Below are 16,879 nucleotides of genomic sequence, written 5' to 3'. Positions count from 1 at the left end.
TCAATGACTATTTCAATCTGGAGATACAGCCATTTACTACTGGCTGTATCTTCTTCGTTATTGCTGGTACTGGCTTCCGTTACCGGCATCATCCTTGCGGTTGAACCCATTCTGGAAAAACAGCAGCCTTACCGGTCAGCTGACGTTGACCAGATTACGCTGGCCGAAACCCTGCCGGTCCTCAAAAAAGCCTTTCCCGACATCAGTGAACTCTCCGTCGATCATAACCGGTTTGTGGTGATCAAGGCGACCGACGACGATGGCAAAAACCTGACTGCCTTTGTTGATCCGAAAACCGGCAAGATACTGGGTAAACCTTCGGCGCAAAGTGAGTTTTTCCAGACCGTTACAACCCTGCACCGCTCGCTGTTCTACCACGAAGCCGGTCGCTTTATGATGGGGCTGACCGCCTTTCTGCTCGTTCTCATTGCCATTTCCGGGACGGTCCTGATCATTCAGCGGCAACGGGGTGTCAGGCGTTTTTTCACCCGGATTGTCAAGGAAAACTTCGCACAGTATTACCACGTCACACTCGGCCGGTTATCCCTCGTGGTCATCCTGATCATCGCCCTGACCGGCACCTACCTGTCGGTGGTACGCTTCGAATTACTACCAACAAAGGTTCTGTCGCTGGACGTTGATCTGGACGCCATCCGGACGAAACCGGCTCTTGCGCTGGCTGAGCTGCCGGTCTTTAAAAGCACCCGCTTAGCCGATGTGCAAACCATTGCCTTCCCGTTCTCCGAAGATGCGGAAGACTATTACACCCTCAAACTAAACGATCGCGAAATCACCGTCAATCAGGTGACCGGCGATGTGCTGACCGAATCGCCCTATCCGACGGCGCTCGTGCTAAGCCAGCTGAGCCTGAACCTGCACACCGGCCGGACTAATACATTCTGGGCCCTGATACTGGCCATTGCTTCGGCCAACATCCTGTTTTTCATCTACTCCGGCTTTGCTATTACGCTGAAACGGCGCGGAAAACGGACCCAAAATCAACATACGGCCGACGAAAGCCGGTTTATTATTCTGGTTGGATCAGAAAATGGCAGCACGTACCGGTTTGCGCAGCTCGTGCATCAGCAGTTGGTGCAGCGCGGTGAAAAAGCCTGGCTCGCCGAACTGAACCAGTACCGGACCTTCCCCAAAGCAGAGCATCTGATCATCCTGACCTCGACCTACGGGCTGGGCGACGCACCAACCAATGCGGCTAAATTCGAGGCCCTGCTCCCGACCGTCTCCCAGCCGAATCCGCTGCGGTATTCGGTAGTCGGCTTCGGGTCAACGGCTTATCCGGACTTCTGCAAATTTGCGTTCGATGTGCATAACCGGCTGGAGCAGCAACCCTGGGCTACCCCGCTGGTCGATGTGCATACCGTCAATGATAAATCGCTGGCAGAATTTGGTCTGTGGACCAAGGCATGGACACAGCAGGCGGGCATACCGATTGACGTAGCGGCCGAAACGCTGGCCATTGATCCGGCTACGCTGGACACGCTACAGGTAACGGCCCATTCTGCGTCAGACGCCAACGACGATACGTTCCTGATCCGGCTGAAAAGCCCATCGGCCGCCCGCGTTACCTCCGGCGATTTGCTGGCCATTTACCCCGCTAACGACCATCGGGAGCGCCTGTATTCGATTGGGATTCTGGGTGATGAGATACAGCTCAGTGTCCGGCTGCACGAAGGTGGGCTGGGTTCCGGATTCCTGCACCGGTTAACGGCCGGCGAAACCATCCGCGCCCGTCTTGTCGGCAACCCGCACTTTCATTTTCCGGTCAACACGCCGGCCGTTGTCATGATTTCGAACGGTACCGGCATTGCCCCGTTTCTCGGTATGATCAGCCAGAACACGACGCAGACGCCCTGCTACCTGTATTGCGGTTTCCGGAACCAGGCATCGCTTGGCCTCTACCAACCGTTTCTGGATCAGCAGCTCACCGCACAAAGGCTGGACACCCTCGCGGTCGCCCTTTCGCGCGAGGGAGAAAGACAGTACGTCAGCGATCTGATTTCCCGCGACCGTACGTTAATCGGCCGGGTATTAGCGGAAGGCGGTGTGTTGATGCTGTGCGGCTCACTGGCCATGCAGAAAGATGTGCTGGCCATTCTCGATACGATTTGCCGGGACCGGACCGGTCAGGCCGTGAGTTATTACCAGTCCCGGAATCAAATCCGGACGGATTGTTATTAAACTTGTACACGGAATGATATTCCGTGATACATGAGTCGCCTTACAACTTCAGATTTTTGGAGGTGAAGACGCGGCCGTCGTCGGTGATCATGATGCAGCTGTAGGCGGGATAGCGGTTAATGAGCCGGAGACCAGCTTCCCTGCCAAGTACCATCAGTGAGGTACTGAAGCCGTTTGCGCGTTCGGCGCCTGGCCCAAACACCGTGACACTGCACAGCCCGGTGGCCGGATAGCCCGTTGCCGGGTTGATGATGTGGGCGTAGCGTTTGCCGTTGAACTCCACATATTTTTCATAACTCCCCGAGGTCACAACCGACCCTCCCTTCAGCGGTACAACGGCAAACAGGGTGTCATTATGAAACGGGTTGGTGATGCCAATCTGCCAGTCGGAACCATCAGGCTGTTTGCCCCACGTACTCATATCGCCCGAGCCGTTGACAATACCTGCCTGAACACCTTTGGCCAGCATCATGTCGCGGCACCGGTCAGTAGCATAGCCTTCGCCGAGGGCGCCAAAACCGATTTTCATGCCTTTCTGCGTCAGGAAGATGGTGGATGCTTTTTTATCCAGGACGATTTTCCGGTAACCCACCTTTTCGACCGATTTCCGGATGGCTTCCGGTGTCGGCATGGCTGTCATTGATCCGTCAAATTTCCAGATGCGGTCCATAGCCGCGAAGCTGATGTCAAACGCGCCGTTCGTCAGTTTCGACAGCGCAATGGCCCGTTCGGCAAGGGCAAAGACCTCGGCATCTACCTTTACCGGCCTGATGCCGGCCTGCCGGTTTACTTCCGAAACCTGCGTTTCCGCCTTCCAGTCCGAAATCAGGTATTCGATGCGGGTCACCTCCGCGATAACTTCGTCAATGCGCTTTTCAGCCGTCAGCGAGTCTCGGCCGACAATGGTAATATCGAAGCGGCTGCCCATGAGCTTTACGGTCCGCTTCCGCAGCACCTGGGCCGGGGCCGTAATCGTCAGCAGCGACAGCCAGAGAATCAAAACATACTTCATATTACCTGAAAAAGCGGGTTTGGCCCGAAACGGTTCAGGCCAAACCCGCTTTTTTACATCAGAGCCTCTTTCACCTGCGTATCAAACACCCCGGTCAGTACCTTGCCATTCCGTTTTACCTGCACCCAGATGCGGTAATGCCCTGCGCGCGGGAACGCATACGGAAATTCAACCATGTTATTGGCCTTCATCGCATGGCTCATCGCCGGCATACTGCTTATCAGTAGTTTGTTTTTTTCGGCTTCGGGTAACGTTTTAAGCTTCGCGACATACGCATCAATGCTGTCGCGGAATTGCTTTGGATTGGGGTATTTGAACGAACGGGTTGTATCGGCAATGCGGTTCAGCATGGTTTCTTCCGCCGCCATTGAGTAGGTCCCGACAGGGTGCAGGTGGATATACACCGTACCGTCGGAGCGCACAATGGCCGCGTGTCCCTGCATGCCCAGATACGGCTCCAGTTTAGCTGGTTTTCCGGCTTCATCCGCCACGGCAAACCGGAGCGTATACATCTGATTGGCTTCGAGGACCGGCCCCGGTTTATCGTTCCAGAACATGGTTGAGCCATCCTCCAGCTTCACACTGGCCGACGGCTTACCGCAGGCCACCATGTCGTCATCGAGATGGAGCTTACCGATTGCGTTTGATTTCACGCCCATGGGTTCGGTCACGAGCCAGCTGTCGTCTGGGTCGGTCTGGGTACGGGCTGCCGCCTGTGCCGCCGATACTTTTACAGACGGAATCGCTACCGTATCCACCATCGTTTCGGCAAAACCGCTGCGGTAGACGACATCGGCGTAGACCAGGTATTTACCGCCCGGCAAATTCGGCAGTTTGCTTTCGTAGTTCAGCGTATCGCGCCGGTCGGGGTGCAGGTGGGCAAAGGCGTCGAGGCCGGGCGTCCGGACCAGAAAAACGTGCATCAGTTTACCGTGGTCGGGCAGGATAAAGCTCACCATGCGGCGGCGGCTCCGTTTGTTGAAGTCGCTGGAATCAATCTGCACCGTCAGCACCGGCTGGGCTTCCTTAACGGCAACGGTCGTGTTGATGTTTGTGCGTTTATACAGCTGGCGGTTCTGATAATTATCGGCCCAGCTGTTCCACCAGAACCGGCCGCCGGTCAGCATCAGGACCAGTACTAATGCACCAATACCCATACTAATCAGCCGCTTACGCCCCAGCCGCGCCGGTGCGGCCGCCCCTGGCTTAATGACACTATCTGCAGTACTGGCCCCAATGATTGTCACCATCAGAATAACGAGTAATATGCCCAGAATGGCCAGCACGACACCAGTTCCCGCAGGCATATCGCGCTGCGCCGTTGCCATGGACATTACCGGCGCAACGACCATTTCCTTACCATCGGGGCCGTTCAGCTCCAGCTGGATGCTCGATGATCCGGAGTCCATCAGCCAGACCACGCCTTCAAACCGGCCGGGAGCGCCTTTGACCGGGGTGAGCTCATCGTGCGACGGCGCCCCTTCATCACCCGACCAGAAATAAACCGGCCGCGCCATGATTGAATGAACTTCGCCGCTCTCCACGATGACCGTAACTTTAGCGGTTCCGGGTACTACGTCCGGCGGATTCACGCTGATCAGCAGCTGGTATTTACCGGCCTGCTTCTGGACAATCACACCCGAGCTGCCGACATGCGCCCGTACCGCAACCGGCAGCAGGCAAATCAGGAAAAGGACTAGTTTTATGTATGGTTTCATTCGGTAACGAATGTTATTGTTTTATTTAAAAAGCCTCCCCCAACCCCCTCCGAAGGGGGAAACCGGCCGGCGCTTTGACTCCGTAAGGAACAGCACGCGGAGCTTTCCCCCTTTGGAGGGGGCAGGGGGAGGAAAGCATGACAAAAAAGATACAACACATCAACGCTGCACCCGCTTCATCCAGTTGCCCCACCACAAACCGATCCGGGCCGACGCCACGGCATAGACCATAGCAATGGCAATGCCTTTCAGAAATACCGGCAGCGTGTCCTCATCATTGGGGTAAAACTTATACCGGTACTCCCAGGTCGGGTCACTGCCATAATACCACGATGTTGACAGGAAAATGCGGTTACGCGACAGCGGCGACTCCAGCAGAAATGTGCCCATGTTCCACTGTACTACCGACAACACCGCCACAAACAGCACACCGGCCAGCAATGCCAGCAGCCAGTCATTGACCTTACCGCTGTAGCGGTGCATCAGTTTATCGAGCAGAAAACCGGGAATAATCAGGAGCTGCGGAAAGACAAATGCCTGATAGTGGGTAATCGGGTTCAGGACCGGTCCCAGTTTCGGCGTTGCCGGAAAAAAAGGTAGAATCCAGCTCGGAATCAGCATAGCCAGCATGTAGACGGCCGTAATCGTCGTAAGCGGGTAACGCAGCAACGAGGCCCGGCCAACGGCCAGCAGGTAAATCGGGAAGAAAATGGCCGCCGTCTTGTAATACGACGAGCTGTGGGCATCGTAACGCCCCATTTGCTCCGACAGCAGCGTAAACAACACCGCCAGCAGCAGACCGGCCGAAATACCGAACAGTACCTTCAGGCGTTGTGCCTGCTGTTGCTGCGCCTCGGTTTCGGGTGCACGGTCGCGGAATTTGTTCTGAACGGCCAGTACGCCGATCATCGCCCCGAACTGCACAAACATCATTCCCAGCACCAGTACCGTATGCGGCGGCGTCAGAATCTGGACATCCAGTCCGTAGGTATTGTGCCACCAGTCGTCGAACGGAGCGGAGGTCAGCATCGCAATGGCGCCCCAAACGCAGTACAACGCCCCCAGTGATCCGTAGAAGATGCCCCAGAACCGCACGGCTCCGGCCCGCTCCGGATGATTCCGCCGCAGGGTAAGGTCCAGAATTTTGTAGCCCGAGAACAGGCCGGATACGATCGCGCCGACATAAATCAGCAGGTGCGGCGGCGACAGCAGGCCGTCGCGGCCAATGCTGGTGTGCCACATGATGTCCCAGAGTAAGCCCCAGACAATGCAGAGCGACGAAAAAACGACGGCATAGACATAGGTAGGGATCGTGGCTTCGGCAGGCCTGCTTCCATCCGTATGCATGGAAAAAGGTATTGCAGGATTCATAATGATCTTGTCGGATTACGGAATTACATGAATGAATAAAACTACTAAAACTTAACACGATATGCACTATACAGTAACAAGTAGTGACAAATTTGTATTTAAAGCCACATTACTAATCTTCATATACCAAATCCCGTTAGTTTAGTACTACTTCTATACACGCGTTATGACAACCATGGCTTCCAATCCCCCTATGCTACCGCATCAGATTCCGGTAGCTGATTTACCCGCGCACTTTAAGGTCGATCTGCAGCGCGGATTGACTGACGCTGAGGCAAAGCAGCGTTTTGACGAACATGGCCCGAATGCGCTTCAGGAAGCCAAACGGGAGTCGGCTTTTCAGATCGCCGTCCGGCAGTTTAACAGCGTTATTGTCTGGATTCTGGCCGCTGCGGCCATCATTTCCTTTGTGCTGGAAGATACCGTTGAGGGGTGGGCCATCATTGCCGTGGTGCTGATTAACGCCATCACCGGATTTGTGCTCGAATGGAACGCCCGGCAGTCGATGGAAGCGCTCCGGCAAATGGACACGCCCCCCGCCCGCGTGCTGCGCAACGGTCGCATTCATGAAATCTCCTCCGAAGAGCTGACCATCGGCGATGTACTGATCGTGGAAGCCGGCGACGTGGTGGCGGCCGACGCCAACCTGTTCGACATTAACCAGCTTGAGGTCAACGAATCGTCGCTTACCGGTGAGTCGTTGCCGGTAGCCAAGGAGACTGGTATACCCGAAGCCGATGCACCGTTGGGCGATCAGCACAACCGGCTGTTTAAGGGTACCGCCGTGACGGCCGGCAACGGGAAGGCGGTCGTTACCGGCATCGGGCAGGATACCGAACTGGGCAAAATTGCCACGATGGTCGAAGAAGCCGAACGGACGGCTACTCCGCTCGAAGAAAAACTCGATTCGCTGGCCAGAGTCCTGATCTGGGTGACGCTCGGATTGGCCATCCTCTTTCTGGGTGTGGGACTGCTGCGTGGCGAAGAAACGGAATCGCTCATTAAAACGTCGGTAGCGCTGGCCATTGCCGCCATTCCGGAGGGGATGTCGGTAGTGTCAACGATCGCGCTGGCCTACGGCATGCTCCGGCTGGCCCGAAAAAAGGTGATTGTCAAACGATTGTCGGCAGTAGAAACGCTGGGCAGCACCAACGTTATTTTTACCGATAAAACCGGCACACTCACGCAGAACCGGATCGAAGTCCATGCCATCCAGACACCGGAGGGGTACGCTGCGCTTCAGATTGATGCCGCTGCCCGGAAAGCAGCTGTTGTTGACGGTGACCAGGAACTGCCTGCAACAGAAAACAGCCGGCTGTTGATGCTGACCGGTATCCTGTGCAACAATGCAGATTACGACACCGACCAGGAGCCTCACAAAGAAATCGGGGATCCGGTTGAGGTGGCGCTCCTTAAATGGGCATACAGCGCCGGCAACGATATTGACACGCTCAAAAGTCAGTTAACACGACAGGCGGAAAAAGCGTTTAGCTCCGACACCCGCATCATGGCGACACTGCACGAAGTAAAAGACGGTCAGCCGACCGGGATGCCTGCTATCAGCGGGAAATACGTCGTCGCGGTGAAAGGTGCGATTGAGGAGGTAATGGAGCGGTGCACGGGCCTTGATGAAGAGACCCGCCAAACGCAACAGGAAGTATCGGAGCAAATGGCCACCGACGGGCTACGGACACTGGGCTTCGCCTGGCGCACGACGGACACCAAACCCGGCGATGACTTTGCCGGCAGCGACCTGACTTATCTGGGCCTGATCGGTTTTCTGGACCCGCCGCGTACGGAGGTGACCCCGGCGCTGGAAGAATGCCGCAAAGCCGGTATCAAAGTCATTATGGTTACCGGCGACCATCCGGCCACCGCCCTGACCATTGCCCGGCAGGTAAAACTGGTGGATGAGGATGAAAAGCTGGTACTCACCGGCAAAGACCTGAAACCCATTGACGAACTATCGGAGGCCGAGAAAGTGCATCTGATGGAAAGCCGTGTGTTTGCCCGCGTCAATCCGGCACAGAAACTTGATATGATTGACCTCTACCAGCAACACGGCGACATTGTCGGGATGACGGGTGATGGGGTAAACGATGCTCCGGCGCTTAAGAAATCAGACATTGGCATTGCGATGGGGTTGCGGGGAACGCAGGTGGCCGCCGAAACCGCCGACATGGTCCTCAAAGATGATTCGTTTGCGTCAATTGTGAAGGCCATCGGGCAGGGACGGGTTATTTTTGAGAACATCCGCAAGTTTGTACTCTTCCTGCTATCGTGTAACCTCAGCGAAATATTCGTCGTTACCTTCGCCGGTTTTCTGAACGTCGGCAATCCGCTGCTACCGCTTCAGATTCTGTTTATCAATATTGTCACGGATGTATTTCCGGCACTGGCACTGGGTGTCGGCCGCGAAAACCGGCAGTTGATGCACGAACCGCCCCGCGACCCGAAACAGCCGATCCTGATCGCGGCCGACTGGCGGCTGGTGGTAGCCTATGCCCTGGCGATGACGGTTTCGGTCCTGGGTATTTTCTGGATCGGGATTCACGAACTGGGCTTTACGCAGGCCGAAGCAAATACCGTAACGTTCTATAGCCTGTCGGTTGCCCAGCTCTTCCACGTATTTAACCTGTATTCCGGTGATGTAACGTTCCGGCGGCTGTTTACCAACGAAATCACAAGGAACGGCTACGTCTGGGGAGCCATTCTGCTATGTCTGGGCATCCTGCTGCTGACCTACTTCGTGCCTTTCCTGCGCGACGTACTGTCTATTCAGGAGCTCACAGCCGCCCCGCTGGAACTGATTCTGGCAGCCGGCCTGCTACCGGTTGTCCTGATTCAACTGCTCCGGAAAGTCACCGGCTGGGGTCATTAATACCTGCCTTTTATGACCGCCGGCAGACGCTGTATTCGTCCATTAAGACGCTGCGTCTGTCGACCGGACGGCAGAATTCATCGATTTTTACCGGCGGTGCGTTAAACAACCGGTGGCTTCGTAGTGTCTAACTTTTTGTTCAACCACTGGATAAGCTGGTTTGTACCGGCGGAAGGACAGGAAACTAAAAATCCTAAACCTTCATGTAAGCTGGTCAGTTTGAACAATAACCGTAAGTAAGTCAGCACTTAAACGACAAAAAACGATGAAAACGATTCGCAATTTATTCATACTTACACTGGCCCTTGTGCTAACAGTCGATGTATCAAGCTTCGCGCAGCGTCGTAAATGGAGCCCGCAGGCTCGTGGTACGGTGATTGGTGCAGCGGCCGGTGGCGCCGCCGGTGCCATTATCAACAAACGGAACCGTGTAGTTGGTGGTGTTATAGGTGGTGTGGTCGGCGGAGCCGCCGGGTATGCCATCGGTAAACATCAGGATAACAAAAACAAAGCCCGTGCCCGCGCCGCGGCTGAACGGGCTGCCGCCGAGCGCGCCGCCACTGAACGGGCCGCACTTGCCAAAGCCGAGGCGGCTAAAAAACCATTACCGGCAACACCGGCTAATGCAGCGGTCAATGCGGCTGCACAGGCACCGGTCTACAGCGCCGTAGCCAGTCCGGCGGCCTATGTTAATACGGCGGTTTATCTGCCTAATAACACTGTCGGTGATCAGTCGGCCCCCTATGGTTCGTCGGAATACCGGCGGAAAAGCTGGTAATCAGACAGGCATCCGGCAAGGTGCCGGATGCCGTTTTTCATCATTCACAAAAAGCTCAACATCATGAAATCATTTCTTTGGCTTGTTTTCGCAACAGCCCTCTTAACGTCCTGCTCAAAATCGGGCGACGCTGTTAATGTAACAGACCTGAATCAGCAGTTTATTTCGGCATGGAACAACAAGGAAGCCGACAAAATTATTGGCTTTCTGGCCGAGGATGTCCAGTTTGTTCAGGGTAACGCCCATTATAAAGGAAAATCCGAAGTTGGCAGCAAATGGGTACGGGAAACGCTCCCGACGCTCAACGACCTGAAAACGAATGTCATCAGCTCAACCGTTGATGAAAAAACAGCCTACGAAGCCGGTACTTTCTCGGTCGATGTATTGCCGGAAACGCCCGACCAGCCGCACGGCATCGGCGAAGGGAATTTTATGCTGCTCTGGAAAAAAGGGGATGATAATACCTGGAAGCTTAGTTACGCCCAGCTGGAAGACTTGCCGGTTCAGGTGAAACGATAAAAAAAAGCCGGTGCAATGCTCCGGCTCTTTTCACCTAACCTATGAGATGAGAAATTATAGTTTATGTCTTTCCAGTAAGTTCTTTGCAAAAGTAAGGCCGCCCAAAGCCGTATTTTAGCGCATAACTACGCGATGATAAAATTCGGTGTTTTTCGGGTAAGCTTACTACGTAAAACTACGCATTCAGCCCGGGAAAATTACGGCTTTTCTTCATATATTGTATTGACAGGTGCATTATTGATACATATTTGAAGAAAAATACGACTAAATTCCTGAAACAGTGAAAGACCTAACAGACCCATTCCCATTTGACCGCGCCGGCCGGCAATTTAAAATAGGCGAAGTGCGCCCCCGTATTGAGGCATACCAGAAGGAATTTCCGGATCCAGCCACCCGCATTAACGCTGAGGCGTTCAGCAAGGAAATGTTTGAGCAGATTTTCAGCAATACTGAATGCAAAGGTATCCGTATTTACTACGGTCGCCATGACGATAAACCAAGCCTGATTCTGGTAGGAATCGATAAAAACGGAAATGATCTTCACCGCGTACCTGGCGGATTAAAGGATATGCCGGGCGATGACGATTCCGGTACCTACGGCGATGGGATGCCATGCCCCACACATTGTTCAGGAGGTCAATAATTAATCGTTTATGTGGGATACTATACTAAGCAGTGCCCAAAAATATCCCCTCGACTACATTGAAGACATACTGGTATTACTGCCGGTCGTGATTGGTTTTTATCGTTGGCAATACGAAGAAAAAGCAATCCGGCTGGCAGTGATCTATTTTTTATTGTCCTTCCTCAAAATCAACCTGACGATCTGGTACGCCCTGAACGGCTGGCACAATCTCCACATCTACAACGGATCGATCCTGATTGACATTCTCCTCCTGGGCGGAATTTATGATCAGGCGGCCTCCTTCCCCACCCAACGCTTCTGGATTCGCCTGCTGACGGGCCTGGCCTTTGTATCCGTCGCCATCAGTTTCCGGATCGACCTGAAAGCCAATGAGTTTTCGGCGTTCGGCCATGCCATTTTCCGGCTGATGATTATCGTAATTATCCTTATTACCTTTTCGTGGTGGATGACCCAGCTACGGGTCCGCAATCTGTTGGTTTATCCGCTTTTCTGGCTCAGTGCCGGGCTGCTGCTCTATAGTACAGGCACCTTCTTCATTTATCTTTTCAGTCAGTACGCCTTCACCGAACACGAGGCCGAGCGCTTCGACTTTTACTGGAAAACCAACCAGATTCTCTACATCCTGCTCTGCATCTTCGCGACCGGCAGCTTCTGGGTCAGCAAATACAACCAGAACAACCTCGCGTAACCTAACCGGCACACGCCGCATACTTATCTGATTAATATCATATTTCGCCGCTGATACCCATCATGTAGCCACAGAGGGGCGGGCGGTAGCTTTGTGTATCCAAAACGACAAAGCTATGGCTGCTATCTATGTACTTATCACCTTTAGTCTGATTGTAGCCGGGGGGTTCCTGGGTGCTTTCGTCTGGTCGGTCCGGCGGGGGCAATTCGACGACGACTACACGCCTTCGGTCCGGATCCTGTTCGACGATAACGAAAATCCTTCTTCCGTCCTATAATTACTCAGTGCCATGATTCAAAAAGACTTGTTGAAAGAAACCGCCGGCGGAGGCGTTGCAACCGACCTGCCACCGGCCCCCGGTCACCGGGACCCGGCGCAGGCCCGTCCGGTGGATCTGGAGCAATTTTCCTACGACAACACCATTGTCCGGAACTTTGCCGTTGCCACGCTGATCTTTGGCTTTATCGGTATGCTGGTTGGGGTATTAGCCGCTTTCCAGCTGGCTTTCCCAAGCCTCAACTTCGGTATACCGTATACAACCTTCGGCCGGATCCGGCCACTGCACACCAACGCGGTGATCTTTGCCTTTGTCGGTAACGGTATTTTCACCGGCGTGTATTATTCGATGCAGCGCCTGCTGAAAGCACGGATGTTCAGCGATACCCTCAGCAAAATTCACTTCTGGGGCTGGCAGCTGATTATTCTGGCCGCTGCGCTGTCGCTACCGCTGGGCCTCACAACCGGTAAGGAATATGCCGAGCTGGAATGGCCGATTGATATTGCCATTACCCTGATCTGGGTCGTGTTCGGTATCAACATGTTCGGTACCATCATCAAACGCCGGATTGAGCATATCTACGTCGGTATCTGGTTCTACATCGCTACCCTCGTAACGGTTGCCGTGCTGCACATCGTGAACTCCGTTGAGCTGCCGATCAGTCTCACAAAAAGCTACTCATGGTATGCCGGTGTACAGGATGCGCTGGTGCAGTGGTGGTATGGCCACAACGCAGTGGCATTCTTCCTGACAACGCCGTATCTGGGCCTGATGTACTACTTTCTGCCAAAAGCGGCCGGTCGCCCGGTGTACTCATACCGCCTGTCTATCGTTCACTTCTGGTCGCTGATCTTCCTGTATATCTGGGCGGGTCCTCACCACTTGCTGTACACCTCGCTGCCAGACTGGGCCCAGTCGCTGGGGGTTGTGTTCTCGATCATGCTGATTGCTCCGTCATGGGGTGGTATGGTGAACGGGCTGATGACCCTGCGCGGTGCCTGGGATAAAGTCCGTGACGATGTGGTGCTGAAATTTATGGTTGTGGCCGTTACAGCCTACGGTATGGCTACGTTTGAAGGCCCGATGCTGTCGCTGAAAAACGTAAATGCCATCAGCCACTTTACCGACTGGACCGTAGCCCACGTACACGTTGGCGCCCTCGGCTGGAACGGTTTCCTGACCTTCGGTATGCTTTACTGGCTGTTCCCTCGCCTGTATGGAAAACCGCTGTTCTCGACCAAAATGGCCAATTTCCACTTCTGGGTTGGCACACTGGGTATCCTGTTCTATGCCGTTCCGATGTACTGGGCCGGTTTCATGCAGAGCTCAATGTGGAAAGCCTTTACGCCTGAAGGATTCCTGAAATACCCGAACTTCCTGGAAACTGTTACGGCGCTGAAACCATTGTATGCGCTGCGCGGTATCGGCGGGGTACTGTACCTGGGTGGTTTCGTGGTGGGTTGCTACAACCTGGCGAAAACAGCTCTGACCGGCAAACTGATTCCGGAAGAGTCAACGCAGGCGGCCCGTCTGTTCCATGCAACCCATGAAAAAGGTGAGTTCTGGCACCGTGCCCTCGAACGCCGTCCGATTCAGTTCATGGTACTGTCTCTGGTGATTGTGCTGATCGGCGGGCTGGTCGAAATCATCCCGACGTTCATGGTTGAATCGAACGTACCGACCATTGCCAGCGTCCAGCCGTACACGCCGCTTGAGTTACACGGCCGTGACCTGTACATCCGCGAAGGCTGCTACACCTGCCACTCGCAGATGGTTCGTCCGTTCCGCGATGAGCTGGAACGCTACGGCGAATACTCGAAAGCCGGTGAGTTTGTGTATGATCACCCGTTCCAGTGGGGATCGAAACGGACCGGTCCGGATCTGCACCGCGTTGGTGGTAAATACCCGGATTCATGGCACTACAACCACATGGAAGACCCGACCAGTATGTCGCCGGGCTCGATTATGCCAACCTATGCCTGGCTGCTAGACAACGACCTGGATATTTCGAACACAGGGGATAAAATCAAGGCCATGCGTACGCTGGGGGTACCTTACTACGACGGCTACGAAAAATACGCCAATGAAGACCTGAAAAAACAGGCCGGTAAAATTGTCGCAAACCTGAAAGGTGCCGGCATTAAGGCAAATCCGAATAAGGAGATCATTGCCCTCATTGCTTACCTGCAACGGCTGGGTACTGATATCAAAGCAAACCCCGAGAATCCTGAGACGAAATAAACATTGACCCGATTATGAAATTCCGTCATTATCTAGAATCAATTACCGGCGTGAGTGTTTACCCGATGTTCTCGCTCCTGCTGTTCGTTGCCTTCTTTCTGATCCTGTTGTGGATGGTATTCCGGATGACCCGCCGGGAAGTAAACGGGATGAAAAACATTCCGTTCCAGGCCAATCTGCTGCCGTTATTACTTCTGACGGTGGAAGCACCCGGCACCGAAGAATTTGTGCAGTACCTGTTACTGGCGCTGCTGCTGATCGTTGCGTTGTTTGTGATTGGCCTGCTGGTTGCCATTGTGGCCCTGATGCGTAAGATCATCAATGTAAACGAACCAGCCACTGCGACAAACACGTATGCCGAGCCGGAAGGCAATGGCCTGAGCCGCTGGTGGAAACGCTTCGGCGGGGTAAACTATGCGATTTCGGAAGAGCACAAGCTCATGATGCAGGACCATGAATATGACGGCATCATGGAACTCGACAACCGGATGCCGCCGTGGCTGCAGTTCCTGTTCTCGACTACCATCCTGTTTGCACTGATCTATCTGGTACATTACCACATTACCCGAACAGGTGATTTGCAAATGGCCGAGCTGGACAAAACCATGCAGATTGCCAGTGCCGAGAAAGAAGCCTATCTGAAAAAGGTAGCCGCTAAAATCAACGAAAACACGGTAGCACCGGTGGCCGACAAGGCACAGCTGGCCGAAGCAAAAACCATGTTTGAGCAGAAATGTGCTGCCTGCCACGGTGCAAAAGGCGAAGGTGGTGTCGGGCCGAATCTGACAGACGAGTACTGGCTGCACGGTGGTGGTATCCACAATGTATTCAAAACCATCAAGTATGGCGTGCCCGACAAAGGGATGATCTCGTGGCAGAATCAGATGACGCCGATTGACATGCAGAAAATCGCCAGCTACATTCTGACCATTAAAGGTACGAACCCGCCGAATGCGAAAGCTCCGCAAGGAGAAGTTTACAAGGAAGAAGCCACCAAAGAAGTAGCGCTTAAATAATACCGCGACCAGGGGCACGCTTTACAGCCTCGCGTGCTCCTGGTTTGCCAAGTACACTGCCACCGGACGATGGCAGAATTGATATTCTCCCATGACCGCCGAACCATCAACTAATCACCTGCCAAACGACCATACGGATGATTCTTTCCGCGATCACATCTCGATCGTTGACGAAGCAGGCCACCGGATTTGGCTCCATCCAAAGAAACCCAGAGGAAAATGGTATCGCTACCGCTCTATATTTACTGCCGTACTGTTAGTGGTTCTGGTAGCGGTACCGTTCCTTCGGATCAACGGCGAGCCGCTGGTTCTCTTTAATTTTTTCGAACGCCGGTTCATTGTCTTCGGCGTTACCTTCTGGCCTCCCGACTTCTGGATGTTCGGGCTGGCCATGGTATCCTTCGTTGTGTTCGTCGCGCTTTTTTCCAGTGTTTACGGCCGTTTGTGGTGTGGCTGGGCCTGCCCGCAAACGCTCTTTATGGAAATGGTATTCCGTCGGATTGAATACCTGATCGACGGTGATGCCCCTAAACAGAAAGTATTGGAAGCAGCCCCGTGGACAGGTCAGAAGCTGGCAAAACGGGCGCTGAAATATACAATCTTTCTGGCCATCTCGTTTTTTGTGGCCAACCTGATGCTGTCTTACCTGATCGGTACCGACGAACTGCTGAAGGTCATTACCGATACACCGGCCCACAATTGGGGCTTATTCATTGCCATTCTGGTCTTTACGGGCCTGTTTTTCTTTTCGTTTACCTGGCTGCGCGAACAGGCCTGCACCATCGTATGTCCGTATGGCCGCCTGCAAAGCGTCCTGACCGATAAAAAATCCCTGACGGTTGCCTACGATTACCGCCGGGGCGAGCCAAGGGGCAAGCTGCGGAAAAATACCGACCGTCAGATCGGCGACTGCATCGACTGCAAGCAATGCGTGTTTGTCTGCCCGACCGGTATCGACATCCGCAACGGCGCTCAGCTGGAGTGTGTACAGTGTACAGCCTGCATCGACGCCTGCGACTCCATCATGGAGACAGTGAACATGCCAACCGGCCTGATCCGGTACACCACCGAAGAGTCTATCCAGACCGGGAAGCCGCAGCGGTTTCCGATGCGGGCCATCGGCTACAGCGCCATTCTGATGATCCTGTGGGGCGTACTCGGCTTTGCGCTTGTTACCCGGACCGACACCCGCACGAACATCCTGCGGGCGCCCGGATCGCCGTACCAGGAGCTGGCCAACGGAAGCATTCAGAACCTGTATACCTATAAAATTTTCAACCGGACCAACGGTGTCTTAAAACCCGAAATCCGGCTGGAAGGCATCAAGGGTACGCTTCAGTTTGTCGGTAATCCGCCGGCAGCGGTTCAGAAAGGGCAGTCGTGCGAAGGATCGGTATTCATCTTGCTGCCGGCTAGCGCCCTGAACAAACGTAAAACCGAACTTACGTTAACGGTTACGACCACCGGTACCAAACCGGAAACTGTTACAACGACATTCATTGCACCGGAGAGGTAAATCATTTAACTGATAAC

Annotated in this window: 13 protein-coding genes; 10 read left to right on the top strand and 3 right to left on the bottom strand. The window is 54.1% G+C overall.

Annotated elements, in window-relative coordinates:
- Nucleotides 1-3 precede the first annotated feature (3 nt).
- Nucleotides 4-2,199, top strand: coding sequence for a PepSY domain-containing protein (locus AC23NW_RS29240; protein ID WP_487454035.1), 2,196 nt, complete (start codon nt 4-6; stop codon nt 2,197-2,199).
- Between the two features lie 40 nt (nt 2,200-2,239).
- On the opposite strand, the gene AC23NW_RS29235 is transcribed toward AC23NW_RS29240, so the two are convergent.
- The 3 genes from AC23NW_RS29235 to AC23NW_RS29225 form a co-directional block, all read right to left on the bottom strand.
- Nucleotides 2,240-3,211, bottom strand: a complete 972-nt coding sequence (locus AC23NW_RS29235) for an FAD:protein FMN transferase (RefSeq protein ID WP_487454034.1) — start codon at nt 3,209-3,211, stop codon at nt 2,240-2,242.
- A gap of 53 nt (nt 3,212-3,264) precedes the next feature.
- On the bottom strand, nt 3,265-4,929 hold the full coding sequence (locus tag AC23NW_RS29230) for a hypothetical protein (RefSeq protein ID WP_487454032.1): 1,665 nt from the start codon (nt 4,927-4,929) through the stop codon (nt 3,265-3,267).
- A 159-nt stretch (nt 4,930-5,088) separates the two neighbouring features.
- Nucleotides 5,089-6,300 carry a hypothetical protein gene (locus tag AC23NW_RS29225; protein WP_487454030.1) on the bottom strand — a complete coding sequence of 404 codons (1,212 nt, stop codon included), beginning with the start codon at nt 6,298-6,300 and terminating at the stop codon, nt 5,089-5,091.
- Nucleotides 6,301-6,466: 166 nt separating this feature from the next.
- Between AC23NW_RS29225 and AC23NW_RS29220 the strand changes: the two genes are divergently transcribed.
- The 9 genes from AC23NW_RS29220 (at nt 6,467) to ccoG (ending at nt 16,862) form a co-directional block, all read left to right on the top strand.
- Nucleotides 6,467-9,181 carry a cation-translocating P-type ATPase gene (locus AC23NW_RS29220; protein ID WP_487454028.1) on the top strand — a complete coding sequence of 905 codons (2,715 nt, stop codon included), beginning with the start codon at nt 6,467-6,469 and terminating at the stop codon, nt 9,179-9,181.
- 265 nt (nt 9,182-9,446) lie between these two features.
- The gene (locus AC23NW_RS29215; RefSeq protein ID WP_293842004.1) at nt 9,447-9,959 is read left to right on the top strand and encodes a YMGG-like glycine zipper-containing protein; all 513 of its coding nucleotides are present in this window, start codon (nt 9,447-9,449) and stop codon (nt 9,957-9,959) included.
- Nucleotides 9,960-10,022: 63 nt separating this feature from the next.
- On the top strand, nt 10,023-10,478 hold the full coding sequence (locus AC23NW_RS29210; protein WP_293842007.1) for a YybH family protein: 456 nt from the start codon (nt 10,023-10,025) through the stop codon (nt 10,476-10,478).
- Between the two features lie 280 nt (nt 10,479-10,758).
- Nucleotides 10,759-11,121, top strand: a complete 363-nt coding sequence (locus AC23NW_RS29205) for a hypothetical protein (RefSeq protein ID WP_487454026.1) — start codon at nt 10,759-10,761, stop codon at nt 11,119-11,121.
- Between the two features lie 10 nt (nt 11,122-11,131).
- Nucleotides 11,132-11,812 (top strand): hypothetical protein, encoded by a 681-nt coding sequence (locus AC23NW_RS29200; RefSeq protein ID WP_293842012.1) that lies wholly within the window; start codon nt 11,132-11,134, stop codon nt 11,810-11,812.
- A 115-nt stretch (nt 11,813-11,927) separates the two neighbouring features.
- Nucleotides 11,928-12,089: a cbb3-type cytochrome oxidase assembly protein CcoS gene (gene ccoS, locus AC23NW_RS29195; RefSeq protein WP_071501907.1), complete on the top strand. Its 162-nt coding sequence runs from the start codon at nt 11,928-11,930 to the stop codon at nt 12,087-12,089.
- A 12-nt stretch (nt 12,090-12,101) separates the two neighbouring features.
- Nucleotides 12,102-14,330, top strand: a complete 2,229-nt coding sequence (gene ccoN / locus AC23NW_RS29190) for a cytochrome-c oxidase, cbb3-type subunit I (protein WP_487454024.1) — start codon at nt 12,102-12,104, stop codon at nt 14,328-14,330.
- A 14-nt stretch (nt 14,331-14,344) separates the two neighbouring features.
- Nucleotides 14,345-15,346 carry a cbb3-type cytochrome c oxidase N-terminal domain-containing protein gene (locus tag AC23NW_RS29185; protein ID WP_487454022.1) on the top strand — a complete coding sequence of 334 codons (1,002 nt, stop codon included), beginning with the start codon at nt 14,345-14,347 and terminating at the stop codon, nt 15,344-15,346.
- A 91-nt stretch (nt 15,347-15,437) separates the two neighbouring features.
- Entirely contained in the window at nt 15,438-16,862 is a 1,425-nt protein-coding gene (gene ccoG / locus AC23NW_RS29180; protein ID WP_487454020.1) for a cytochrome c oxidase accessory protein CcoG, read from the top strand.
- Nucleotides 16,863-16,879: the final 17 nt, after the last annotated feature.

The sequence above is a fragment of the Arsenicibacter sp. R0_47 genome, from assembly GCF_057652235.1.
This window is presented reverse-complemented; position numbering and strand designations above follow the sequence as displayed.

Bases quoted from the DNA above. Each gene is read 5' to 3' on its own strand.
- AC23NW_RS29210 (WP_293842007.1), top strand. From the start codon at position 10,023: ATGAAATCATTTCTTTGGCTTGTTTTCGCAACAGCCCTCTTAACGTCC.
- ccoS (WP_071501907.1), top strand. From the start codon at position 11,928: ATGGCTGCTATCTATGTACTTATCACCTTTAGTCTGATTGTAGCCGGG.
- AC23NW_RS29230 (WP_487454032.1), bottom strand. From the start codon at position 4,929: ATGAAACCATACATAAAACTAGTCCTTTTCCTGATTTGCCTGCTGCCG.
- ccoN (WP_487454024.1), top strand. From the start codon at position 12,102: ATGATTCAAAAAGACTTGTTGAAAGAAACCGCCGGCGGAGGCGTTGCA.
- AC23NW_RS29220 (WP_487454028.1), top strand. From the start codon at position 6,467: ATGACAACCATGGCTTCCAATCCCCCTATGCTACCGCATCAGATTCCG.
- AC23NW_RS29185 (WP_487454022.1), top strand. From the start codon at position 14,345: ATGAAATTCCGTCATTATCTAGAATCAATTACCGGCGTGAGTGTTTAC.
- ccoG (WP_487454020.1), top strand. From the start codon at position 15,438: ATGACCGCCGAACCATCAACTAATCACCTGCCAAACGACCATACGGAT.
- AC23NW_RS29215 (WP_293842004.1), top strand. From the start codon at position 9,447: ATGAAAACGATTCGCAATTTATTCATACTTACACTGGCCCTTGTGCTA.
- AC23NW_RS29225 (WP_487454030.1), bottom strand. From the start codon at position 6,300: ATGAATCCTGCAATACCTTTTTCCATGCATACGGATGGAAGCAGGCCT.
- AC23NW_RS29200 (WP_293842012.1), top strand. From the start codon at position 11,132: ATGTGGGATACTATACTAAGCAGTGCCCAAAAATATCCCCTCGACTAC.
- AC23NW_RS29235 (WP_487454034.1), bottom strand. From the start codon at position 3,211: ATGAAGTATGTTTTGATTCTCTGGCTGTCGCTGCTGACGATTACGGCC.
- AC23NW_RS29240 (WP_487454035.1), top strand. From the start codon at position 4: ATGACTATTTCAATCTGGAGATACAGCCATTTACTACTGGCTGTATCT.